The organism is Streptomyces sp. SudanB5_2050, from assembly GCF_964272335.1.
Classification (GTDB): Bacteria; Actinomycetota; Actinomycetes; order Streptomycetales; family Streptomycetaceae; genus Streptomyces; species Streptomyces rochei.
The window spans coordinates 3,213,035-3,236,291 of record NZ_OZ186760.1 but is presented as its reverse complement, the minus strand read 5'-3'; the positions used below and the strand labels follow the sequence as shown (position 1 = coordinate 3,236,291).

Sequence of the window (23,257 nt, the reverse complement as noted above, 5' to 3'; positions counted from 1 at the left end):
CCGCGCAGCCCGCGGGGCCCGTTCAGTCCTCCCCGTACCGCGGATCCACCGTCTCCGGCGTCAACCCGAGCAACTCCGCCACCTGCTCCACGACGACCTCGTGCACGAGCGCCGCCCGCTCGTCCCGCCCCTTCGTCCGGATCTCGACCGGCCGCCGGTACACGACCACCCGCCCCCGCCGCCCGTCCCGCGAGGGCACCGTCCCGCCGAGCGGCACGGCCTCGTCACTCCACGCGTCCCCGCCGCCGTCCAGCCGCGGCACCTCCAGGACGAGGAAGTCGATGTCGGCGAGCTGCGGCCACCGCCGCTCCAGGCGTTCCACGGAGTCCTGCACCAGGTCCGCGAACACCTCGCCGCGGCTCGCGGCGAGCGGTACCTGCGGTGGCGCGATCGGGCCGCGCATGCCCCGGCCGTGGCGATCACGACGGCGGGGCCCTGGGCGGCCTGCATCACGGGGCGTCACGGGGTTGTCCATCACTGGTGAAGGGTAGTCCCCGCCGGTCCGGCGCGCCGGACCGCACACGCACACCGGGCCGCCCCGCGCCCCACCGCCGGGCCGGCCCGCGCCCCGCCGCCGGACCGTGCGCGCGCATGCCAACTGATGTCCGTTCCAGCCAATCACGGGCACGATTCGGTATCTCTCTGTGACCGCCGAACTCGGGTCACATGTCATTGTTCGTATCGTTTTATGACCGCTCACGGGCTCGTCCGGACTGCCGCACAAGGCCGTCCGCGCAGGTCAGGGAGGGGCGCTCGCACCGCCGTGTGTGCCGTTTCACACCACGACACGGTGGTGTGACCTGGTGGAGAGTCGTCGCGGCCCGCTCAAGAGTGCGGTACCGTCCAACATCGTGAGCCCTGTACGTCGCTGTTCGCGCACCGCCTGCGGCCGTCCCGCCGTCGCGACGCTGACGTACGTCTACGCCGACTCGACCGCGGTCCTCGGCCCTCTCGCCACCTACGCCGAACCCCACTGCTACGACCTGTGCGCCGAGCACTCCGAGCGCCTCACCGCCCCGCGCGGCTGGGAGGTCGTCCGCCTGCTCGACGGTTCGGCCCCGGCCCGCCCCAGCGGTGACGATCTGGAAGCGCTCGCCAACGCGGTCCGCGAGGCGGCCCGTCCCCAGGAGCGGGCGGCGGAGGCCGGCGGCGGTGCGCGCTCGGCCGATCCGATGGAGGTCGCGCGCCGCGGCCACCTGCGCGTACTGCGCTCGCCCGACAACTGACGCCACCGCCGCCCCTTCCGCGCGGAACCGTTGCTGCAGATCCGTTTACCGCACACCCATTGACGCCACCTTGTCGCGGACACGACCATTCCGGGAGTCGCGAGAAACCGCTTTCGCATGGCGGAATCCGGGGAGGCGCCCGTGTACGTCCAGGAACTGGAACCCGTCGCCGGATCGCTCGGCCTGTCCGCGCTGGTGGCGGCCCTGCCCCTGGTGATCGTCCTCGTCCTGCTGGGCGGCGTCCGCATGAAGGCGCACCTGGCGGGCCTCACCGGCCTCCTGACGGCCGTACTGGTCGCCTGGCTCGCGTACGGCATGCCCCTGGACCAGACGGCCTCCAGCGCCGCCCAGGGCGCCGTGTTCGGACTCTTCCCCATCCTGTGGATCGTCGTGAACGCCCTGTGGGTGTACCGCATGACCGTCCGCACCCGGCACTTCGACATCCTCCGCCGTTCCTTCGGACGGCTCTCCGACGACCCGCGCATCCAGGCCCTGGTCGTCGCCTTCTGCTTCGGCGCGCTGCTGGAGGCCCTCGCCGGCTTCGGGGCACCGGTCGCCATCTGCTCGGTCATGCTGGTCGCGCTCGGCTTCGACCCCGTGCGCGCCGCCGTCGTCTCCCTGGTCGCCAACACCGCGCCGGTCGCCTTCGGCGCGATGGGCACCCCCGTGGTGACGCTGGCCCAGGTGACCGGGCTGCCGCTGGACGACGTCGCCTCCGTGGTGGGCCGCCAGACACCCCTGCTGGCCCTCGTCGTGCCGCTGCTGCTGGTCGCCCTGGTGGACGGGCGACGCGGGCTGCGCGAGACCTGGGTGCCCGCGCTGGCCTGCGGTGTCGCCTTCGCCGTCGCCCAGTTCGCCGCCGCCAACTACGTCTCCGCCCAGCTCGCCGACATCGGCGCCGCGCTCCTGGGCGCGGGCGCCCTGGTCGCCGTGCCGCACTCCCGCCGTCCCGCCGCGGAGCCCGTGCGCGCGGCGGTCCTGACCGGCGTACGCAGCGAGGAACTGGACGAGGAGGACTCCGGCCGGGAGGTGGTCCGGGCCTACGCGCCCTACGCCCTGATCGTCGCCGTCTTCTCCGTCGCCCAGATCCCGGCGGTCAAGGACTGGCTGGCCAAGGCGACCCAGACGTACGACTGGCCGTTCCTGGACGTCGTCGACCCGGAGGGGAACCCCGCCGGCGGCAACGTCTTCTCCCTGCCCGTCGTCTCCACCGGCGGCACGCTCGTGCTGTTCGCCGGGGTGGCCACGGCCGTCGTCCTCGGCGTCCACGCGCGCGTGGCGGTGAAGGAGTGGCTGGCGACCGTGCACGAACTCCGGTTCGCGATCCTCACCGTGACGTCCGTGCTCGCCCTCGCCTACGTCATGAACCTGTCCGGACAGGCCGCCACCATCGGCCACTTCGTCGCGGCGGCCGGTGCCGGGCTCGCCTTCCTCTCGCCGGTGCTGGGCTGGTTCGGCGTCGCCGTCTCCGGCTCCGACACGTCCGCCAACGCGCTCTTCGGCGCCCTCCAGGTGACCGCCGCCCGGGAGTCCGGCCTGTCGCCCGAACTGCTGGCCGCCGCGAACAGCTCGGGCGGCGTGCTCGGCAAGATGATCTCCCCGCAGAACCTCACCATCGCCTGCGCGGCCGTCGGCCTCGCGGGCCGCGAGGGAGACCTGTTGCGCAAGGTGCTGCCCTGGAGCCTCGGCCTGCTCCTCGTCATGTGCCTGATCGTGGTCGGCCAGTCCACCCCGGTCCTGGGCTGGATGCTGCCCTGACCTTCGGGAACCGCCCGACGGCCGGTCGGCGGTTGCGGGTAGTTTGTGGGCTCCGACAGGACTTTCAGGAAGGTTGGCCGTGGCTGCTGATCTGTCGCAGATCGTGAAGGCGTACGACGTACGCGGTGTGGTCCCGGACCAGTGGGACGAGTCGCTGGCCGAGCTGTTCGGTGCGGCCTTCGTCGAGCTGACCGGCGCGAGCGCCGTCGTGGTCGGCCACGACATGCGGCCCTCCTCGCCCGGCCTGTCCGGCGCCTTCGCGCGCGGGGCGGCGGCCCGCGGCGCCGACGTCACCGAGATCGGCCTGTGCTCCACGGACCAGCTCTATTACGCGTCCGGTGCGCTGGACCTGCCGGGCGCCATGTTCACGGCCTCGCACAACCCGGCGCGGTACAACGGCATCAAGCTCTGCCGCGCCGGCGCCGCCCCCGTCGGCCAGGACACCGGCCTCGCCGAGATCCGCGCGCTCGTGGAGCGCTGGAGCGAGACCGGCGCACCCGAGCCGACCGCCCGCCCCGGCACGGTCACCCGCCGCGACACCCTCGCCGACTACGCCGCCCACCTGCGCTCCCTCGTCGACCTCACCGCCGTCCGTCCCCTCAAGGTGGTCGTCGACGCGGGCAACGGCATGGGCGGCCACACCGTCCCCTCGGTCTTCGCGGGCCTGCCCCTCGACCTCGTGCCGATGTACTTCGAACTGGACGGCACCTTCCCCAACCACGAGGCCAACCCGCTCGACCCCGCCAACCTCGTCGACCTCCAGCAGCGCGTCCGCGAGGAGGGCGCCGACCTCGGCCTCGCCTTCGACGGCGACGCCGACCGCTGCTTCGTCGTCGACCAGAACGGCGACCCGGTCTCCCCGTCCGCCGTCACCGCCCTGGTGGCCGCCCGCGAACTGGCCCGCAACGGCGGCGCCGGCACCGTCATCCACAACCTGATCACCTCCCGGTCCGTCCCGGAGGTCGTCCGGGAGAACGGCGGCACCCCCGCCCGCACCCGCGTCGGCCACTCCTTCATCAAGGCCGAGATGGCCAGGACCGGCGCCATCTTCGGCGGCGAGCACTCCGCGCACTACTACTTCCGCGACTTCTGGAACGCCGACACGGGCATGCTGGCCGCCCTCCACGTCCTCGCCGCCCTCGGCGGCCAGCCGGGCACCCTGTCCGCCCTGGTCGCCCAGTACGACCGCTACGCGGGCTCCGGCGAGATCAACTCCACCGTCGCCGACCAGGCCGACCGCATCGCCGCGATCAGGGCCGCCTACGAGGGGCGCGAGGACGTCACCCTCGACGACCTCGACGGCCTCACCGTGTCCTCGGCCGACTGGTGGTTCAACGTACGCCCCTCCAACACGGAACCGCTGCTCCGCCTGAACGCGGAGGCCCGCGACGAGGCGACGATGACCAAGATCCGCGACGAGGCCCTGACCATCATCCGAGCCTGACGCCCGCTGCGCCGACAGCTGCGGGCAGTCGTGCCGCCCGCACCGACGCCGGGCAACCGGCCCGCGCAGGGCCTCGCACCCACCTCCCACGCCCACACCCACGTCGGGCTCTCCCACCCCGCCCCGTACCCACGCACCCGCCCCCACACCGGCGGTACCCTGACCAGCACATCCACACAAGCCCACCCACCCCCGGAGGGACCCCCATGCCGCTCGAAGCCGGCCTCCTGGAGATCCTCGCCTGCCCCGCCTGCCACGCCCCCCTCAAGGAGCAGGAGGCGGAGTTGATCTGCACCGGCCAGAACTGCGGCCTGGCCTACCCGGTGCGCGACGGCATCCCCGTCCTCCTCGTCGACGAGGCCCGCCGCCCCGAGTGACCGACGGCCGGCCGCCACCCGCCGCGCACCCCGACGAACGCTCCCGGCGATCGGAGACAGCCGCCATGCTCGACGAAACGCTCCTCGACTCCCCGGAGCGCCTCACGGACGCCGACCGCCGCGGCCTCCTGCGCGGCGCCGCCGAGGCCGGTGCCCGCGTACGCACCGCCGCCCGGCACGCCGCCGAGGCGGGCGTCGGCGACCTCAAGCCCGACGGCCGCCCCCGCGCCGTACTGATCGCCGGCCCCGGCGCCGCCGCCACCCACGCCGCCGACCTCCTCGGCACCCTCGCGGGCGCCGGCAGCCCCGTCACCCGCCTCGCCCCCACCGGCGTCGCCCCCGCCGCGGGCGCCCTGCGCTGGGAACTGCCCGGCTGGACCGGCTCCGTCGACCTGCTGCTCATCACCACCCCCGACGGCACCGAGCCCGGCCTCGCCCTGCTCGCCGAACAGGCCTACCGCCGGGGCTGCACGGTCGTCGCCGTCGCCCCCGCCGGCTCCCCGCTCAGCGAGTCGGTGAACGGCTCGCACGGCCTGTTCATCCCCATGGCCACCGCGCCCTACGACCACGACGAACCCCTCGCCGGCGCCGCCCCCGGCGTGCTCTGGGCGCTGCTCACCCCGCTCCTCGCGCTTCTCGACCGCGCCGGCCTGCTGGAAGCGCCGCCCGCCGCCGTCGAGAAGGTCGCCGACCGCCTCGACCGCATCGCCGAGCGCTGCGGGCCCGCCATCGTGACGTACAGCAACCCCGCCAAGACCCTGGCGGCCGAGCTCGCCGACTCCCTCCCGCTCATCTGGACCGAGGGCACCTCCGCCGGACCGGCCGGCCGCCGCTTCGCCGCCGCGCTCGCCGAACTCTCCGGCACCCCGGCCGTCGTCGCCGAACTCCCCGAGGCCCTGGACGCGCACGGCACCCTGCTCGCCGGCCGGCTCGCCGCCGGCGCCGACCCCGACGACTTCTTCCGCGACCGCGTCGAGGAGGCCCCGGCCCTGCACGCGCGCGTGGTGCTCCTGCGCGACCGCCCCCTCGGCGGCCTCACCGCCGCCCCCGCCGCCCGCGACCTGGCCCTCGGCCACGACACGCCGATCAGCGAGCTGGAACCCGAAGCGGGCGGCGAACTGGAGACCCTCGCCGAACTGATCGCCATCACGGATTTCGCCGCCGTTTACCTGGCGCTCGCCTCGGGCGCCTGATCTCGTACGCACCACCGCGTACACCTCCGTACGCCCAGGACACGCACCGGCAGAGAGAGCCCATGGACCGCCTCGACAACACCGTCCGCCCCTACGCCTGGGGATCCCCCACCGCGATCCCGGCCCTGCTGGGGACCGAGCCGACCGGCGAACCGCAGGCGGAGATGTGGATGGGCGCCCACCCCGGCGCCCCCTCCCGCACCGGCCGGGGCACCCTCGCCGACGTCATCGACGCCGACCCCGAGCGCGAACTCGGCCCCGCCTCCGTGGCCCGGTTCGGCCCCCGGCTGCCCTTCCTCCTCAAGCTCCTCGCCGCCGGCGCCCCGCTCTCCCTCCAGGTCCACCCCGACCTCGCCCAGGCCAGGGCCGGTCACGAGGACGAGGAGCGCCGCGGCGTCCCCCTCGACGCCCCGCACCGCAACTACAAGGACGCCAACCACAAGCCCGAACTGATCTGCGCCCTCACCGAGTTCGACGGCCTGTGCGGCTTCCGCCCGCCCGCCGAGACCGCCGACCTCCTCGACGGGCTCGGCGTCGCCTCCCTCAAGCCCTACGTCGACCTGCTGCGCGCCCACCCCGAGGACGCCGCCCTGCGCGAGGTCCTCACCGCGATCCTCACCGCCGACCCCGAGGAGATGTCCCGCACCGTCGCCGAGACCGCGGCCGCCTGCGACCGCCTCGGCGGCCCCTACGCGCCCTACGCCGGCATCGCCCACCACTACCCGGGCGACCCCGGCGTCCTCGCCGCCCTGCTCCTCAACCACGTCCGGCTCCAGCCCGGCGAGGCCCTCTACCTCGGCGCCGGCATCCCGCACGCCTACCTCGACGGCCTCGGCGTCGAGATCATGGCCAACTCCGACAACGTCCTGCGCTGCGGCCTCACCCCCAAGCACGTCGACGTCCCCGAACTCCTGCGCATCGTCCGCTTCGAGGCCGGCGACCCCGGCGTCCTGCGCCCGGAGGCATCCCCGGACGGCGAGGAGGTCTACGCCACCCCGATCGACGAGTTCCGCCTGTCCCGGTACGTGCTCCCCGAGGGCGCCGCCGCACACGACCTCACCCTGCCGACCCCGCAGATCCTGCTCTGCACGGCGGGCACCGTGCGGGCGGGCGACCACGAACTGTCCCCCGGCCGCTCCGTCTTCGTCCCGGCCGGCGAGAAGGCCGAAGTCTCCGGAACCGGCATGCTCTTCCGCGCCACCGTGCGCGTCTGACGGCGACCGGCGCCGGGGCCGAAGGGCACCCGACACCGGACTGAGAGGCCCCCGGCGGGGCATCCGGCACGTCGGGGCCCGCGAGGGCTGCAACAATGGCGCACCGCGCAGGAGGGGGCGAGGCCGGTCAACGGCCGCGCCCTACCGGCGTGGACGCAGAACGAAGCAGACCAGGCAGCTGAAGGCGAAGGGACAACGCGACACATGAGCGCGTCAGGCGGAACCAAGGCGATCGTGGCGGCACTGCTCGCCAACCTCTCGATCGCGGTAGCGAAATTCGTGGCGTTCCTCTTCAGCGGATCGTCCTCGATGCTCGCCGAATCCGTGCACTCCCTCGCCGACTCCGGCAACCAGGGACTCCTGCTCCTCGGCGGCAAGCGCGCCCAGCGCGCGGCCACCCCGCAACACCCCTTCGGCTACGGCCGCGAGCGCTACATCTACGCGTTCCTCGTCTCCATCGTGCTCTTCTCGGTCGGCGGCATGTTCGCCCTCTACGAGGGCTACGAGAAGATCAAGCACCCGCACGAGATCGAGCACTGGTACTGGCCGGTGGGCGTCCTGGTCTTCGCGATCATCGCCGAGACGTTCTCCTTCCGCACGGCCATCAAGGAGTCCAACGCCCTGCGCGGGAAGAAGTCCTGGAAGGAGTTCGTCCGCCACGCCAAGGCACCCGAGCTGCCGGTCGTCCTCCTGGAGGACCTCGGCGCCCTCGTCGGCCTGATCCTCGCCCTCGGCGGCGTCGGCCTCGCCCTGCTCACCGGCGACGGCGTCTGGGACGGCGTCGGCACCCTGTGCATCGGCGTGCTGCTCATCCTCATCGCGCTGGTCCTGGCCGCCGAGACCAAGTCCCTGCTGCTCGGCGAGTCCGCCGGCACCGAGACGGTCCAGCAGATCGAGGCCGCCGCCGTCGCCGGCGACACCGTCACCGGTGTCATCCACATGCGCACGCTCCACCTCGGCCCCGAGGAACTGCTCGTCGCCGCCAAGATCGCCGTCCGCCACGACGGCACGGCCACCGAGATCGCCTCCGCCATCGACGCCGCCGAGGCCCGGATCCGCGAGGCCGTCCCGATCGCCCGCGTCATCTACCTCGAACCGGACATCTACAGCGAGGCGGAGGCCGCCAAGGGCCCGGACCGCGAGGCCACTCCCGGCGGGCCGAGCACACCGCCCGCCGCCCACTGACCCCGCGCCTCACCGCCCCCGGGCCCGCCGATCCCCTCGGCGGGCCCGTCGGTTTCCGCCCCCCGGACCACACCGGACCACCCCCGGACCACCCCCGACGAGCCCGGCGCCACCCCGCGCCGCCCCACCGGCCGACCACCCCTCCGCCCATCCCGGTCACGCTTCGTGAACGGCCGGAAGTCTTCGGAGGCGGACTGGGGACGGCGGGCGCCACCGGTGTAGCTTGGGACGGAGCCAGACGTCGCTGCTGATGGCGGTCGGGCGGTCCGGACACGGACCGGCCGAGGGAGAGAGGGCCTCCGACGGACTGCGCTGCGCGTACGCGGGCATGCCTGTGTCCTCTTCTGGGCACCCCTGTGTCCGCCGCCGCGCAGGTCAGCCGTACCCACCCTCGACCCAACACGAGGAGCAGCTCGCAATGACGACTGTCGACAACCGACAGGACTTCAAGGTCGCCGACCTCTCCCTGGCCGCCTTCGGCCGCAAGGAGATCACCCTCGCCGAGCACGAGATGCCCGGCCTCATGGCGATCCGTAAGGAGTACGCCGAGGCCCAGCCCCTCGCCGGCGCCCGCATCACCGGCTCCCTGCACATGACGGTGCAGACCGCCGTGCTCATCGAGACCCTGGTCGCCCTCGGCGCCGAGGTCCGCTGGGCGTCCTGCAACATCTTCTCCACCCAGGACCACGCCGCGGCCGCCATCGCCGTCGGCCCGAACGGCACGCCCGACGACCCGCAGGGCGTCCCGGTCTTCGCCTGGAAGGGCGAGACCCTGGAGGAGTACTGGTGGTGCACGGAGCAGGCCCTGACCTGGCCGAACACCCCCACCGGCGGCCCCAACATGATCCTGGACGACGGCGGTGACGCCACCCTCCTCGTCCACAAGGGCGTCGAGTACGAGAAGGACGGCAAGGTCCCCTCGCCCGACACCGCCGAGTCCGACGAGCACCGCGTCATCCTCGAACTCCTCACCCGCACGGTGAGCGAGAGCCCGCAGAAGTGGACCCAGCTGGCGTCCGAGATCCGCGGCGTGACCGAGGAGACCACGACGGGCGTCCACCGCCTGTACGAGATGCACCGCGACGGCACCCTCCTGTTCCCGGCGATCAACGTCAACGACGCGGTCACCAAGTCGAAGTTCGACAACAAGTACGGCTGCCGCCACTCCCTGATCGACGGCATCAACCGCGCCACGGACGTCCTCATCGGCGGCAAGACCGCGGTCGTCTGCGGCTACGGCGACGTCGGCAAGGGCTGCGCGGAGTCCCTGCGCGGCCAGGGCGCCCGGGTCATCGTCACCGAGATCGACCCGATCTGCGCCCTCCAGGCGGCGATGGACGGCTACCAGGTCACGACGCTGGACGAGGTCGTCGACAAGGCCGACATCTTCGTCACCACGACCGGCAACAAGGACATCATCATGGCCTCGGACATGGCCAAGATGAAGCACCAGGCCATCGTGGGCAACATCGGCCACTTCGACAACGAGATCGACATGGCCGGCCTCGCGCGGATCCCCGGCATCGTCAAGGACGAGGTCAAGCCGCAGGTCCACACCTGGACCTTCCCCGACGGCAAGGTCATCATCGTCCTGTCCGAGGGCCGCCTGCTGAACCTGGGCAACGCGACCGGCCACCCGTCGTTCGTGATGTCCAACTCGTTCGCGGACCAGACCCTGGCCCAGATCGAGCTGTTCACCAAGCCCGACGAGTACCCGACCGACGTCTACGTGCTGCCCAAGCACCTGGACGAGAAGGTCGCCCGTCTCCACCTCGACGCCCTCGGCGTCAAGCTGACCACGCTCCGCCCGGAGCAGGCCGAGTACATCGGCGTCAAGGTCGAGGGCCCGTACAAGGCGGACCACTACCGCTACTGAGCAGCCGACCGCTCCGAGGCAGGCCCCCGCACCCCCGTGTCGGGGGCCTGCCCCGTCGGCGCCTCAGCGGCCGGACCAGCAGCCCGTCACCACCCAGGACCCCGATGCCCCGCGGCCGTTATTCGCTCCACGATCCGCACGATCACACCCCCCTCGCCGAAGAGCACTTCCAGTGCGCCCCCGGCCCCTCCGGCTGGCGCTACGTGTCCCGGCTGACCACACCCGCCGGCGACCACCACGGCTCCGTCGACCTCGCCCTCGACGAACTCGGCCGCCCCATCCGCCTCGAACTCCACGCCGCGAGCTGGCAGGTCCGCGCCGCCGCCATCGACGGCGTCACCTGGGTCCGTACCGACCCGACCGGAGTCCACGCCACCGAAGGCAATGCGCGCGCCCACGCCTTCACCGGCACCTCCCCGGCCTTCCTCGTGGCGATCACCCGTCTCCTGCGCCTCACCCCCTCCGCCGCGGCCACCCGCGTACGCCTCGTCGCCTTCACCGATCCGGTCCTCGCCCCCCGCACCGTGGACCACTCCTGGGCCCTGGTGAAAAGCGAAGCACACGGCACTGACAACGGCCCCCTCGTCGTGGACGAATACCAGGTCACAGCCCTGGACACAGGCGAGCAGCACACCGTGCACATCGCCGGGGACGTCGTCCTCGCGGCACCCGGAATCGAGCTGGAGGACCTGGAGTCACCCCCGTCCGTCTTCCCGTGAGCCCCTCGGCCACCGACCCGGGCCCGACCGGCCCGTACGCGGTCGGTCCCGCTCACGCGGGAGGCACGAACCCCGTACCGGGACGGCCGCCCTCGGACGCGTCCCGAGACACGTCCGACCCTGCAGACGGCGACGGCGCCGCCGGCCGCGGAGCGGGGGCGGGCCCGGAGAACGGACCGGCCGGGCCCGCGTGGGGCGCCGCCGGTGGAGCCGGAGGGTAGGCCGACGGGGGAGGAGCCGAGGCCCCCGCCGCCCCGGGCCCACCGAACGCGGGCGAGGCCCCGAACGCCCGACGCGCCTCCCGGGCCTGCCGCTCGTGCAGCACCGCCGCCAGATACGCCGCCGGCGGAACCTCCCGCGGAGCCGGAGCTCCCGTACGGGCCGCCACGTCCGCGGCGAGCCGCTCTCCCATCGCCCAGCCGACCTGGGCGTCCAGCTGCCCCATGCGCGTCAGGTACTGCCGCACGGCCAGCCAGAGATCGTCCGGCACCGCGGACAGGTCGAGCCCCGAGAACCGCCCGGCCAGCCAGGGCGGGGGCGGCGGCAGGAACCCCGCCGCCGGAGCCGGCACCCGCTCCCGCACGACCAGCGTCCCCGCGAAGACGTCACCGAGCCGCCGCCCCCGCGCCGACACCAGCGAAGCGATACAGGCCACGACACCGAACGTCATCAGGATCTCGATCACCCCGATCAGACCCCGCACCAGCGAGTGCCGGAACCGGATCGGCCCCCCGTCGTCCCGCACCACCCGCAGACCGCACGCCATCTTGCCCAGCGACCGCCCGTGACTCAGCGTCTCCACCGCGATCGGCCCGCCCACCAGGATCAGGAGGAAGGCGGCGAGCGACAGCGCGGTCTGGGCCGCCATGTCCAGGGAAGCGGTGGACGCCACCAGGACGATGGTCACCGCCACATACACGGCCACCGCCACGGCGAGGTCGAGCAGGACGGCCAGCGCCCTGCTGGGCAGCTTCGCGGGGCGCAGCTCCAGCGCCACCGCCTCGCCCGTCACCAGCTCGCTCACGCCCGTCACCCTTCCCCTGCCTGCCCCCGTCCCCGCCAGTCTGCCAAGCTGAGGACGCACCGCGCCGCAGTACGACAAGCTGATCCACGACGAGCCGCCGACGATAGCCGAGGAGCAGGCACACCGATGGACCTCGACGTCTTCGTCTCCGCCCACCGCGCGGAATGGGACCGCCTCGACGCCCTGCTCCGACGCCGTCGTCGGCTGACCGGCGCCGAGACCGACGAACTCGTCACCCTCTACCAGCGCACGGCCACCCATCTCTCCCTGATCCGGTCCAGCGCTCCCGACCCGCAGCTGACCGGCCGGCTCAGCCAGTTGGTGGCCCGCGCGCGCAGTGCCGTGACCGGCACCCGCCGGGCCTCCTGGCGCGACGTCACCCGCTTCCTCACCGAGCAGTTCCCGGCCGCCGTCTACCGGGCCCGTCACTGGTGGGTCCCCACCGCCCTCCTGTCGACCGCCGTCGCGGCACTCCTGGGCTGGTGGATCGGTACGCATCCGGAAGTCCAGGCCACCATCGCCGCACCCGCCGAACTGCGCGAGCTGACCCGCCCCGGCGGCCAGTACGAGACGTACTACTCGAGCCATCCCGCGGCCTCCTTCGCCGCACAGGTCTGGACGAACAACGCCTGGGCCGCCGCGCTCTGCCTGATCCTGGGCGTCTTCCTGGGCCTGCCGGTCATCTGGATCCTGTTCCAGAACATGCTCAACCTCGGCGTCGGCTTCGGTCTGATGTCGTCGGCCGGCCGCCTCGACACCTTCCTGGGGCTCGTACTGCCGCACGGCCTGCTCGAACTGACCGCGGTCTTCGTGGCAGCGGGCACCGGCCTCCGCCTCGGCTGGACCCTCATCGACCCCGGCCCGCGCACCCGTCGCGTAGCCCTCGCGGAAGAAGGCCGGGCGGCCATCGGCATGGCGATCGGCCTCGCCCTCGTCCTGTTCGTCTCCGGCGCCATCGAAGGCTTCGTCACCCCGTCCGGCCTGCCCACCTGGGCCCGCATCACCATCGGAGTCGTCGCCGAGCTGGCCTTCCTCGCCTACGTCTACGTCGTGGGCGGACGCGCCGCACGGGCCGGCGACACGGGCGACGTCGAGGCGCACGAGCGCAGCGCCACCGTCCCCACGGCCGCCTGATGTGCGTCGGCCCCCGTGGAGCTGCTACTGTCCTCTTCGTTCCCGCAAGAGCCGTTGACACGGAGCGCGCGGGGAGGTAGATTCGAACAGTTGCCTGGAGAGGGTTTCCCCCTCGGAGGCACGGTGAAAATCTATCGGCTTCCTCCGGATCGTAGAATTCGGCGAAGCACTCTCCCGATGAATCGGAAATGAACGGCCGGTCAGACCGGCTCAGAACTTCTGATAAAGTCGGAACCGCCGGAAAGGGAAACGCGAAAGCGGGAACCTGGAAAGCGCCGAGGAAATCGGATCGGAAAGATCTGATAGAGTCGGAAACGCAAGACCGAAGGGAAGCGCCCGGAGGAAAGCCCGAGAGGGTGAGTACAAAGGAAGCGTCCGTTCCTTGAGAACTCAACAGCGTGCCAAAAGTCAACGCCAGATATGTTGATACCCCGTTACCAGCCATCAGGCTGGAACGAGGTTCCTTTGAAAAAACACAGCGAGGACGCTGTGAACGTCGGGACTATTCCTCCCGGCGTTCCGCTCTCGTGGTGTCAACCGGATTACCGGTAAACATTCACGGAGAGTTTGATCCTGGCTCAGGACGAACGCTGGCGGCGTGCTTAACACATGCAAGTCGAACGATGAACCACTTCGGTGGGGATTAGTGGCGAACGGGTGAGTAACACGTGGGCAATCTGCCCTGCACTCTGGGACAAGCCCTGGAAACGGGGTCTAATACCGGATACTGATCCTCGCAGGCATCTGCGAGGTTCGAAAGCTCCGGCGGTGCAGGATGAGCCCGCGGCCTATCAGCTAGTTGGTGAGGTAACGGCTCACCAAGGCGACGACGGGTAGCCGGCCTGAGAGGGCGACCGGCCACACTGGGACTGAGACACGGCCCAGACTCCTACGGGAGGCAGCAGTGGGGAATATTGCACAATGGGCGAAAGCCTGATGCAGCGACGCCGCGTGAGGGATGACGGCCTTCGGGTTGTAAACCTCTTTCAGCAGGGAAGAAGCGAAAGTGACGGTACCTGCAGAAGAAGCGCCGGCTAACTACGTGCCAGCAGCCGCGGTAATACGTAGGGCGCAAGCGTTGTCCGGAATTATTGGGCGTAAAGAGCTCGTAGGCGGCTTGTCACGTCGGTTGTGAAAGCCCGGGGCTTAACCCCGGGTCTGCAGTCGATACGGGCAGGCTAGAGTTCGGTAGGGGAGATCGGAATTCCTGGTGTAGCGGTGAAATGCGCAGATATCAGGAGGAACACCGGTGGCGAAGGCGGATCTCTGGGCCGATACTGACGCTGAGGAGCGAAAGCGTGGGGAGCGAACAGGATTAGATACCCTGGTAGTCCACGCCGTAAACGGTGGGCACTAGGTGTGGGCAACATTCCACGTTGTCCGTGCCGCAGCTAACGCATTAAGTGCCCCGCCTGGGGAGTACGGCCGCAAGGCTAAAACTCAAAGGAATTGACGGGGGCCCGCACAAGCGGCGGAGCATGTGGCTTAATTCGACGCAACGCGAAGAACCTTACCAAGGCTTGACATACACCGGAAAACCCTGGAGACAGGGTCCCCCTTGTGGTCGGTGTACAGGTGGTGCATGGCTGTCGTCAGCTCGTGTCGTGAGATGTTGGGTTAAGTCCCGCAACGAGCGCAACCCTTGTCCCGTGTTGCCAGCAGGCCCTTGTGGTGCTGGGGACTCACGGGAGACCGCCGGGGTCAACTCGGAGGAAGGTGGGGACGACGTCAAGTCATCATGCCCCTTATGTCTTGGGCTGCACACGTGCTACAATGGCCGGTACAATGAGCTGCGATACCGCGAGGTGGAGCGAATCTCAAAAAGCCGGTCTCAGTTCGGATTGGGGTCTGCAACTCGACCCCATGAAGTCGGAGTCGCTAGTAATCGCAGATCAGCATTGCTGCGGTGAATACGTTCCCGGGCCTTGTACACACCGCCCGTCACGTCACGAAAGTCGGTAACACCCGAAGCCGGTGGCCCAACCCCTTGTGGGAGGGAGCTGTCGAAGGTGGGACTGGCGATTGGGACGAAGTCGTAACAAGGTAGCCGTACCGGAAGGTGCGGCTGGATCACCTCCTTTCTAAGGAGCACTTCTAAGCCAAGCTTGCTTGGTTCAGAGGCCAGCATGCGAGCGAACGTCTCGCACTGGTTGCTCATGGGTGGAACGTTGACTACTCGGTTCAGACCACGGGTCGGTGGCTGCTAGTACTGCTCTTCGGAGCGTGGAACGCATGATCACCGGACGGGACTGGGCCGGGCACGCTGTTGGGTGTCTGAAGGTACGGCCGCGAGGTCGCCTTCAGTGCCGGCCCCAGTGCACTCGGGATGTTGTCCCGGGGTGATGGGTGGTTGGTCGTTGTTTGAGAACTGCACAGTGGACGCGAGCATCTGTGGCCAAGTTTTTAAGGGCGCACGGTGGATGCCTTGGCACCAGGAACCGATGAAGGACGTGGGAGGCCACGATAGGCCCCGGGGAGTCGTCAACCAGGCTTTGATCCGGGGGTGTCCGAATGGGGAAACCCGGCAGTCGTCATGGGCTGTCACCCGCTGCTGAACACATAGGCAGTGTGGAGGGAACGCGGGGAAGTGAAACATCTCAGTACCCGCAGGAAGAGAAAACAACCGTGATTCCGGGAGTAGTGGCGAGCGAAACTGGATGAGGCCAAACCGTATACGTGTGAGACCCGGCAGGGGTTGCGTGTGCGGGGTTGTGGGATCTCTCTTCCACGGTCTGCCGGCCGTGGGGCGAGTCAGAAACCGTTGATGTAGGCGAAGGACATGCGAAAGGTCCGGCGTAGAGGGTAAGACCCCCGTAGTCGAAACGTCAGCGGCTTGCTTGAGAGACACCCAAGTAGCACGGGGCCCGAGAAATCCCGTGTGAATCTGGCGGGACCACCCGCTAAGCCTAAATATTCCCTGGTGACCGATAGCGGATAGTACCGTGAGGGAATGGTGAAAAGTACCGCGGGAGCGGAGTGAAATAGTACCTGAAACCGTGTGCCTACAAGCCGTGGGAGCGTCGGAGCAAGGCTTGCCTTGCTCTCGTGACTGCGTGCCTTTTGAAGAATGAGCCTGCGAGTTTGCGGTGTGTTGCGAGGTTAACCCGGGTGGGGTAGCCGTAGCGAAAGCGAGTCCGAACAGGGCGATTCAGTAGCACGCTCAAGACCCGAAGCGGAGTGATCTAGCCATGGGCAGGTTGAAGCGGAGGTAAGACTTCGTGGAGGACCGAACCCACCAGGGTTGAAAACCTGGGGGATGACCTGTGGTTAGGGGTGAAAGGCCAATCAAACTCCGTGATAGCTGGTTCTCCCCGAAATGCATTTAGGTGCAGCGTCGTGTGTTTCTTGCCGGAGGTAGAGCACTGGATAGGCGATGGGCCCTACCGGGTTACTGACCTTAGCCAAACTCCGAATGCCGGTAAGTGAGAGCGCGGCAGTGAGACTGTGGGGGATAAGCTCCATGGTCGAGAGGGAAACAGCCCAGAGCATCGACTAAGGCCCCTAAGCGTACGCTAAGTGGGAAAGGATGTGGAGTCGCACAGACAACCAGGAGGTTGGCTTAGAAGCAGCCACCCTTGAAAGAGTGCGTAATAGCTCACTGGTCTAGTGATTCCGCGCCGACAATGTAGCGGGGCTCAAGCGTACCGCCGAAGTCGTGTCATTGCGATATATACCCCCAACGGGGATCGTGATGGGTAGGGGAGCGTCGTGTGCCGGGTGAAGCAGCCGCGTAAGCGAGTTGTGGACGGTTCACGAGTGAGAATGCAGGCATGAGTAGCGATACAAACGTGAGAAACGTTTGCGCCGATTGACTAAGGGTTCCTGGGTCAAGCTGATCTGCCCAGGGTAAGTCGGGACCTAAGGCGAGGCCGACAGGCGTAGTCGATGGATAACCGGTTGATATTCCGGTACCCGCTGTGAAGCGTCAAACATCGAGCATCGTGATGCTAAGGCCGTGAAACCGCCCGCTGCCGGCTTTGCCGTCAGTGGGAGTGGTGGAGCCGCTGAACCAAGCGGTTAGTAGGTGAGTGATGGGGTGACGCAGGAAGGTAGTCCATCCCGGGCGGTGGTTGTCCCGGGGTAAGGGTGTAGGACGTCAGGTAGGTAAATCCGCCTGGCAATAGTCTGAGACCTGATGCCGAGCCGATTGTGGTGAAGTGGATGATCCTATGCTGTCGAGAAAAGCCTCTAGCGAGTTTCATGGCGGCCCGTACCCTAAACCGACTCAGGTGGTCAGGTAGAGAATACCGAGGCGTTCGGGTGAACTATGGTTAAGGAACTCGGCAAAATGCCCCCGTAACTTCGGGAGAAGGGGGGCCATTCTTGGTGATCGGATTTACTCCGTGAGCTGGGGGTGGCCGCAGAGACCAGCGAGAAGCGACTGTTTACTAAAAACACAGGTCCGTGCGAAGCCGTAAGGCGATGTATACGGACTGACGCCTGCCCGGTGCTGGAACGTTAAGGGGACCGGTTAGCTCCATTTCGGTGGGGCGAAGCTGAGAACTTAAGCGCCAGTAAACGGCGGTGGTAACTATAACCATCCTAAGGTAGCGAAATTCCTTGTCGGGTAAGTTCCGACCTGCACGAATGGCGTAACGACTTCTCGACTGTCTCAACCATAGGCCCGGTGAAATTGCACTACGAGTAAAGATGCTCGTTTCGCGCAGCAGGACGGAAAGACCCCGGGACCTTTACTACAGTTTGATATTGGTGTTCGGTTCGGCTTGTGTAGGATAGCTGGGAGACTTTGAAGCTCGCACGCCAGTGTGGGTGGAGTCGTCGTTGAAATACCAGTCTGGTCGTGCTGGATGTCTAACCTGGGTCCGTGATCCGGATCAGGGACAGTGTCTGATGGGTAGTTTAACTGGGGCGGTTGCCTCCTAAAGGGTAACGGAGGCGCCCAAAGGTTCCCTCAGCCTGGTTGGCAATCAGGTGTTGAGTGTAAGTGCACAAGGGAGCTTGACTGTGAGACCGACGGGTCGAGCAGGGACGAAAGTCGGGACTAGTGATCCGGCGGTGGCTTGTGGAAGCGCCGTCGCTCAACGGATAAAAGGTACCCCGGGGATAACAGGCTGATCTTCCCCAAGAGTCCATATCGACGGGATGGTTTGGCACCTCGATGTCGGCTCGTCGCATCCTGGGGCTGGAGTCGGTCCCAAGGGTTGGGCTGTTCGCCCATTAAAGCGGTACGCGAGCTGGGTTTAGAACGTCGTGAGACAGTTCGGTCCCTATCCGCTGTGCGCGTAGGAGTCTTGAGAAGGGCTGTCCCTAGTACGAGAGGACCGGGACGGACGAACCTCTGGTGTGCCAGTTGTTCTGCCAAGGGCATGGCTGGTTGGCTACGTTCGGGAGGGATAACCGCTGAAAGCATCTAAGCGGGAAGCCTGCTTCGAGATGAGGACTCCCACCTCCTAGAGAGGGTAAGGCTCCCAGTAGACGACTGGGTTGATAGGCCAGATATGGAAGCCGGGTAACCGGTGGAGTTGACTGGTACTAATAGGCCGAGGGCTTGTCCTCAGTTGCTCGCGTCCACTGTGTTGGTTCTGAAACCACGAACAACCCCGTCCATGGTCACGGACGGTGCGGTTGTCAGTTTCATAGTGTTTCGGTGGTCATAGCGTAGGGGAAACGCCCGGTTACATTCCGAACCCGGAAGCTAAGCCTTACAGCGCCGATGGTACTGCAGGGGGGACCCTGTGGGAGAGTAGGACGCCGCCGAACAATTTTTACGAGAATGCCCCGCACCGGGAACGGTGCGGGGCATTCTGCGTTTCAGGGTCTTTTGCAGGCGACGCCGACGGGGCGAAATGCCCCGTCGGTTCAGAGGCGGCCTGCGGCCTTGAGTTCCAGATAGGCGTCGGCCAGTGCCGGAGCGAGTTCGTCAGGTGTCGCGTCGACCACGGTGACGCCGTGCCGGCGGAGCTGCCCCGCGGTGCGGTCCCGTTCGGCCTGCGCCTGGGCGGCCGCCGCGGCCTCGTAGACGGCGTCCGTGTTCCCCCGGGCCTTCGCCATGCGCGAGATGTGAGGGTCGGCCACCGACGCGACCAGGACGGTGTGGCGCTGGGTGAGCTGCGGCAGGAGGGGGAGAAGGCCCTCCTCGATCGGGGCCGCGTCGAGTGCCGTCAGCAGGACGATCAGGGAGCGGCGGGGAGCTGAACGGAGGGCCGTGGCGGTGAGACCGCGCGCGTCGGTCTCCACCAGCTCCGGCTCCAGGTTCGCCATCGTGTTGACCACGGCGGGCAGTACGTCGCCCGCCGTGCGGCCCTGGACGAGGGCGCGTACCCGACGGTCGTAAGCGAGGAGGTCGACGCGGTCGCCGGCGCGGGAGGCCAGGGCGGCCAGGAGCAGTGCGGCGTCCATGGACGCGTCCAGGCGCGGGGCGTCGCCGACGCGGCCGGCGGAGGTGCGGCCGGTGTCGAGGACGAGCAGAAGGTGCCGGTCGCGCTCGGGGCGCCAGGTGCGTACGGCGACCGCGGACTGGCGGGCCGTGGCGCGCCAGTCGATGGAGCGGGTGTCGTCTCCCGGAACGTACTCGCGCAGGCTGTCGAACTCCGTGCCCTCGCCACGGGTGAGGACGCTGGTGCGGCCGTCGAGTTCCCGGAGACGGGAGAGCTTGGAGGGGAGGTGCTTGCGGCTGGTGAACGGAGGAAGGACGCGCACCGTCCAGGGGACCCGGTGAGAGCCCTGGCGGGTGAAGAGGCCCAGGGGGCCGTAGGAGCGGATCGTGACCCGGTCGGCCTGGCGGTCGCCGCGGCGGGTGGGGCGCAGACGCGTGGTGACGCGTCGGCGTTCCCCGGCCGGCACCGTCACGCTGTGGCGGGACGCCGCCGACTCCGTGCCCTGCTGCCAGCTGCTGGGCGGCCAGGCGTCGCGCAGGTGGGCACGGAGCGGCCGGTTGGACGGGTTGGTCACCGTCAGGGTGACGTCGGCGGTGTCACCCAGGCGGGCCGAGGTGTCGCCGGAGCGGGTCAGGCCCAGGCGGCGGACCGGGGCGGCCAGGGCGAAGTCGCAGGCGCAGGCCACGGCCAGCGGGCCGTTGACGGCGAGGATGCCGGTCCAGCTCGGGTCCCAGATGCCTACGGGGAGCGAGCCCAGGGCCGCGAGGAGCGCTGCGCGTCCGGTGAGCGCCATCAGCGGGGGACAGGGACGTGGGCCAGGATCGCGTTGATCACGGAGTCCGTGGTCACGCCTTCCATCTCGGCCTCCGGACGGAGCTGCACACGATGGCGGAGTGTGGGAAGGGCCAGGGCCTTCACGTCGTCCGGGGTGACGTAGTCGCGGCCCGTGAGCCACGCCCAGGCGCGGGCCGTGGAGAGCAGCGCTGTGGCGCCGCGCGGGGAGACGCCGAGGGTGAGGGAGGGCGACTCGCGGGTGGCGCGGCAGAGGTCGACGACGTAGGCCGTGATCTCCGGGGTGACGGTCGTCTTGGCGACCTCGGCGCGGGCGGCTTCCAGGTCGGCGGCGCTCGCGACGGGGCGTACGCCGGCGGCGCGCAGGTCGCGCGGGTTGAAGCCGGCGGCGTGGCGGGTGAGGACGTCGATCTCGTCCTGGCGGGAGGGGAGGGGGACGGTGAGCTTGAGGAGGAAGCGGTCCAGCTGAGCTTCCGGGAGGGGATAGGTGCCCTCGTACTCGACCGGGTTCTGGGTCGCCGCGACCAGGAACGGCTCGGGGAGCGGACGGGGGGTGCCGTCGACGGTGACCTGGCGTTCCTCCATGGCTTCGAGGAGGGACGACTGGGTCTTCGGGGGCGTGCGGTTGATCTCGTCGGCGAGGAGCAGGTTGGTGAAGGCCGGGCCCGGCTGGAAGGAGAACTCGGCGGTCCGGGCGTCGTAGACCAGGGAGCCGGTCACGTCGCTCGGCATCAGGTCCGGGGTGAACTGGACGCGTTTGGTGTCGAGTTCCGTCGCGGCGGCCAGGGCGCGGACGAGGAGGGTCTTGGCGACGCCCGGGACGCCTTCGAGCAGGACGTGGCCGCGGCACAGGAGCGCCACGACGAGACCGGTGACGGCGGCGTCCTGGCCGACCACGGCCTTGGCGATCTCGGCGCGCAGGGCCTCCAGGGCGGCGCGGGCGTTGCCCGGGTCCCCGGTCTGCCCGGCGTTGTCAGTGGTCGGGTCCATCATGGACGACGTACCTGCCTTTCGAGGGCGTCGAGTTGGTCGGCGAGGGCGATGAGGGCCGCGTCGTCGCCGGGCGGCGGGCCGAAGAGGAGGGTGTGCAGGGACCGTCCGTCGCCGTGTGCGTCGTGGAGGTGGGCGGACAGGGCGGGGAGCAGGGCCTCGGGCGTGTGCGCCTGGGCGACGGGGGTGCCTACGAGGGGGGCGAGGCGGGTGCGGGTGGCGGAGCGAAGAGCGGTGGCCGCGCGGTCGCGGGCGTTCGCCTTGCGGTAGAGGCGGGCGCGGCCTTCGGCGGTCTCGGAGGCGCGGATCGCGACGGGGAGTTTCTCGGGGACCAGGGGGCCGAGCCGGCGTGCCCGCCACAGGGCCGCGAGGGCCGCGGCGATGAAGAGTTGCAGGGTGCCCCAGAGCCAGCCGGAGGGGAGCAGGTCGAAGAAGCTGCGTTCGTCGTCCGGGGCCGTGGTGTCGGAGACCGAGGGGAGGTACCAGACCAGGTGATCGCGGGAGCCGAGCAGTTGCAGGGCGAGCGAGGCGTTGCCGTGCTCGTCGAGATGGTTGTTGTAGAGGATGTCGGGTGCGCCGAGGACGACGGTGTCGCCCGGGGTGCCCTCCCCGGCCGCCGCTCCCGAGGGGTCGGGGATGCGGAGCAGGGTGGCGAGGCGCCGGCTGGGGTAGCAGGCGTCGGCCTCGACGTGGCCGCTGCTGTAGCGGATGCCGCCCGTGTCCGCGGTGCCGGCGCGGCGGGCGGCGGGCAGGTCGCAGGCGGGGGCCAGGGTCGAGTCGACGCTGAGGGCGGGGTCGGCGGTCACGCCGGGGGCGAGGCGTTCGACGGCGGGGCCGCCGGGGGCCACGAGGACGGTGCGGCCGCCGGAGCCCTCGGTGGCGGAGTGCAGCCGGGTCTGCTGGCGTTCGGTCAGGAGGTCGGGGACGGCGACCAGCAGGGTGGTGTCGGGGCCGGCGGCGGCGCGGGCGTCGTCGAGGGTGGTGACCACGCGGGTGGACACGCCCCGGTCGGCGAGGAGTTCGGCGACGGCCCGGCTGCCGTAGGGGTCGGCGGAGCGCGGGTCGAGTTCGCCGTGCCGGGCGTCCGAGCGGACGACGGCGATGGCGACGGCGGCGGCGAGCAGGACGACGAGCGCGAGGACGACGCCTCGGGCGCGGGTCCACACCTGGCGGGCGCCGGGCGAGGTCGATGTGGAGGGGAGCGTGGCCTCGGTGGTCATCCGGCGCCTCCCGGGCGGGTGCCCCGGCCCGCGTCGTCGGCCGTGCCGGTGACCAGTCGGGGCTTGCCGCGTTCCAGGTCCCGGTCGAGGTCGGCGAGGCGCCGGTACGACTGCTCGGTGCCCGGGCGTCCTCCGTACGTGACGTCGTCGAAGTCCCGGGCGGCGGCGCGCAGCCGGTCGCCGTGGTCGGGCAGGGCGCGGCCGGCCTCGGTGGCGGCCTCGTCGGCGGTGCGGCCGGGACGGACGTCGAGCAGGGCGCGTTCCTCCAGGGCGCGGACGACGGCCCGCATGCGTTCCTGGACGGCCTGGTTCCAGTGGCCCTGGGCGGCGTGCGCCTCGGCCGCGGCCCGGTGGTCGGCGGCGCTGCGGGGACGGTCGTCGAACAGGGCGGGGGCGGAGACCGGGCCGCGACGCGGGGTGCCCAGGCGCCACCAGAGGGCGCCGATGACGGCCAGGACGGCCACGATCACCACGACCAGGCCGAGCGTCCCCCCGGGCGTCGCGGAGGCCGCGCTGCTGAACAGGTCGTCGATCCAGTCCCAGAAGGTGTTCAGGGCGCGCTGGAACCAGCCGGGGTCGTTCTCGTGGTACATCCGCTTGGACAGCTCGCGCCGCGCCGCCTCCCGCGCGGGGTCGCGCGGGACGGTCACCGGCGGTTCGTCGCCGGAGCGCGCCGACGACAGCACGGAGCGGTCGCCGACCTGTGCCGCCATCCGTGCCGCGGTGCCCGACAGCACCTCCGTGAGCACTCCCCCCGCCCGGCTCAC

General features: G+C 69.8%; 16 protein-coding genes and 3 rRNA genes. 13 read left to right on the top strand and 6 right to left on the bottom strand.

Features of this window, described 5'->3' with window-relative positions:
- Nucleotides 1–22: 22 nt before the first annotated feature.
- The gene (locus ACFZP7_RS14370) at nt 23–475 is read right to left on the bottom strand and encodes a metallopeptidase family protein (RefSeq protein WP_086878325.1); all 453 of its coding nucleotides are present in this window, start codon (nt 473–475) and stop codon (nt 23–25) included.
- A 328-nt stretch (nt 476–803) separates the two neighbouring features.
- On the opposite strand from ACFZP7_RS14370, the gene ACFZP7_RS14365 reads away from it, so the two are divergent.
- The 9 genes from ACFZP7_RS14365 (at nt 804) to ACFZP7_RS14325 (ending at nt 10,992) form a co-directional block, all read left to right on the top strand.
- On the top strand, nt 804–1,226 hold the full coding sequence (locus tag ACFZP7_RS14365) for a DUF3499 domain-containing protein (RefSeq protein WP_019331074.1): 423 nt from the start codon (nt 804–806) through the stop codon (nt 1,224–1,226).
- Nucleotides 1,227–1,367: 141 nt separating this feature from the next.
- Nucleotides 1,368–2,984, top strand: a complete 1,617-nt coding sequence (locus ACFZP7_RS14360) for an L-lactate permease (protein ID WP_385638438.1) — start codon at nt 1,368–1,370, stop codon at nt 2,982–2,984.
- 79 nt (nt 2,985–3,063) lie between these two features.
- A complete protein-coding gene (locus tag ACFZP7_RS14355) occupies nt 3,064–4,428 on the top strand; it encodes a phosphomannomutase/phosphoglucomutase (RefSeq protein WP_385634550.1) in 1,365 nt (454 codons plus the stop codon).
- Nucleotides 4,429–4,634: 206 nt separating this feature from the next.
- A complete protein-coding gene (locus tag ACFZP7_RS14350) occupies nt 4,635–4,805 on the top strand; it encodes a Trm112 family protein (protein ID WP_019331077.1) in 171 nt (56 codons plus the stop codon).
- A gap of 65 nt (nt 4,806–4,870) precedes the next feature.
- A complete protein-coding gene (locus ACFZP7_RS14345) occupies nt 4,871–5,998 on the top strand; it encodes an SIS domain-containing protein (protein ID WP_125537992.1) in 1,128 nt (375 codons plus the stop codon).
- Nucleotides 5,999–6,060: 62 nt separating this feature from the next.
- On the top strand, nt 6,061–7,212 hold the full coding sequence (gene manA / locus ACFZP7_RS14340) for a mannose-6-phosphate isomerase, class I (RefSeq protein WP_385634549.1): 1,152 nt from the start codon (nt 6,061–6,063) through the stop codon (nt 7,210–7,212).
- A gap of 204 nt (nt 7,213–7,416) precedes the next feature.
- Nucleotides 7,417–8,397, top strand: a complete 981-nt coding sequence (locus ACFZP7_RS14335; RefSeq protein ID WP_127437492.1) for a cation diffusion facilitator family transporter — start codon at nt 7,417–7,419, stop codon at nt 8,395–8,397.
- A 418-nt stretch (nt 8,398–8,815) separates the two neighbouring features.
- Nucleotides 8,816–10,273, top strand: coding sequence for an adenosylhomocysteinase (gene ahcY / locus ACFZP7_RS14330; RefSeq protein ID WP_031021445.1), 1,458 nt, complete (start codon nt 8,816–8,818; stop codon nt 10,271–10,273).
- Nucleotides 10,274–10,377: 104 nt separating this feature from the next.
- Nucleotides 10,378–10,992 carry a hypothetical protein gene (locus ACFZP7_RS14325; protein WP_019331082.1) on the top strand — a complete coding sequence of 205 codons (615 nt, stop codon included), beginning with the start codon at nt 10,378–10,380 and terminating at the stop codon, nt 10,990–10,992.
- 52 nt (nt 10,993–11,044) lie between these two features.
- Here ACFZP7_RS14325 and ACFZP7_RS14320 read toward each other — a convergent pair whose 3' ends face one another.
- On the bottom strand, nt 11,045–12,016 hold the full coding sequence (locus ACFZP7_RS14320) for an RDD family protein (RefSeq protein ID WP_385634548.1): 972 nt from the start codon (nt 12,014–12,016) through the stop codon (nt 11,045–11,047).
- Nucleotides 12,017–12,142: 126 nt separating this feature from the next.
- Here ACFZP7_RS14320 and ACFZP7_RS14315 point away from each other — a divergent pair, with 126 nt between their 5' ends.
- The 4 genes from ACFZP7_RS14315 to rrf all read left to right on the top strand — a co-directional run bounded on the left by ACFZP7_RS14315 (nt 12,143) and on the right by rrf (nt 18,871).
- Entirely contained in the window at nt 12,143–13,150 is a 1,008-nt protein-coding gene (locus tag ACFZP7_RS14315) for a stage II sporulation protein M (protein ID WP_019331084.1), read from the top strand.
- Between the two features lie 555 nt (nt 13,151–13,705).
- Nucleotides 13,706–15,231 (top strand): 16S ribosomal RNA (locus ACFZP7_RS14310).
- A gap of 312 nt (nt 15,232–15,543) precedes the next feature.
- Nucleotides 15,544–18,667, top strand: a 23S ribosomal RNA gene (locus ACFZP7_RS14305).
- Between the two features lie 87 nt (nt 18,668–18,754).
- Nucleotides 18,755–18,871 (top strand): 5S ribosomal RNA (gene rrf / locus ACFZP7_RS14300).
- Together the 16S, 23S and 5S rRNA genes form the textbook arrangement of a ribosomal RNA operon.
- 99 nt (nt 18,872–18,970) lie before the next feature.
- Here rrf and ACFZP7_RS14295 read toward each other — a convergent pair.
- From ACFZP7_RS14295 to ACFZP7_RS14280, 4 genes are read right to left on the bottom strand one after another with little or no spacing between them, the layout of a single operon-like run.
- Nucleotides 18,971–20,281, bottom strand: a complete 1,311-nt coding sequence (locus ACFZP7_RS14295; RefSeq protein WP_109202848.1) for a DUF58 domain-containing protein — start codon at nt 20,279–20,281, stop codon at nt 18,971–18,973.
- Complete coding sequence (locus ACFZP7_RS14290) at nt 20,281–21,270, bottom strand: MoxR family ATPase (RefSeq protein ID WP_031019614.1); 990 nt, start codon at nt 21,268–21,270, stop codon at nt 20,281–20,283. The genes ACFZP7_RS14295 and ACFZP7_RS14290 overlap by 1 nt, the downstream gene beginning before the upstream one ends.
- Nucleotides 21,270–22,490: a DUF4350 domain-containing protein gene (locus ACFZP7_RS14285; protein WP_385634547.1), complete on the bottom strand. Its 1,221-nt coding sequence runs from the start codon at nt 22,488–22,490 to the stop codon at nt 21,270–21,272. The genes ACFZP7_RS14290 and ACFZP7_RS14285 overlap by 1 nt, the downstream gene beginning before the upstream one ends.
- Nucleotides 22,487–23,257 carry a DUF4129 domain-containing protein gene (locus tag ACFZP7_RS14280; RefSeq protein ID WP_385634546.1) on the bottom strand — a complete coding sequence of 257 codons (771 nt, stop codon included), beginning with the start codon at nt 23,255–23,257 and terminating at the stop codon, nt 22,487–22,489. Before ACFZP7_RS14280 ends, ACFZP7_RS14285 begins: the two co-directional genes overlap by 4 nt.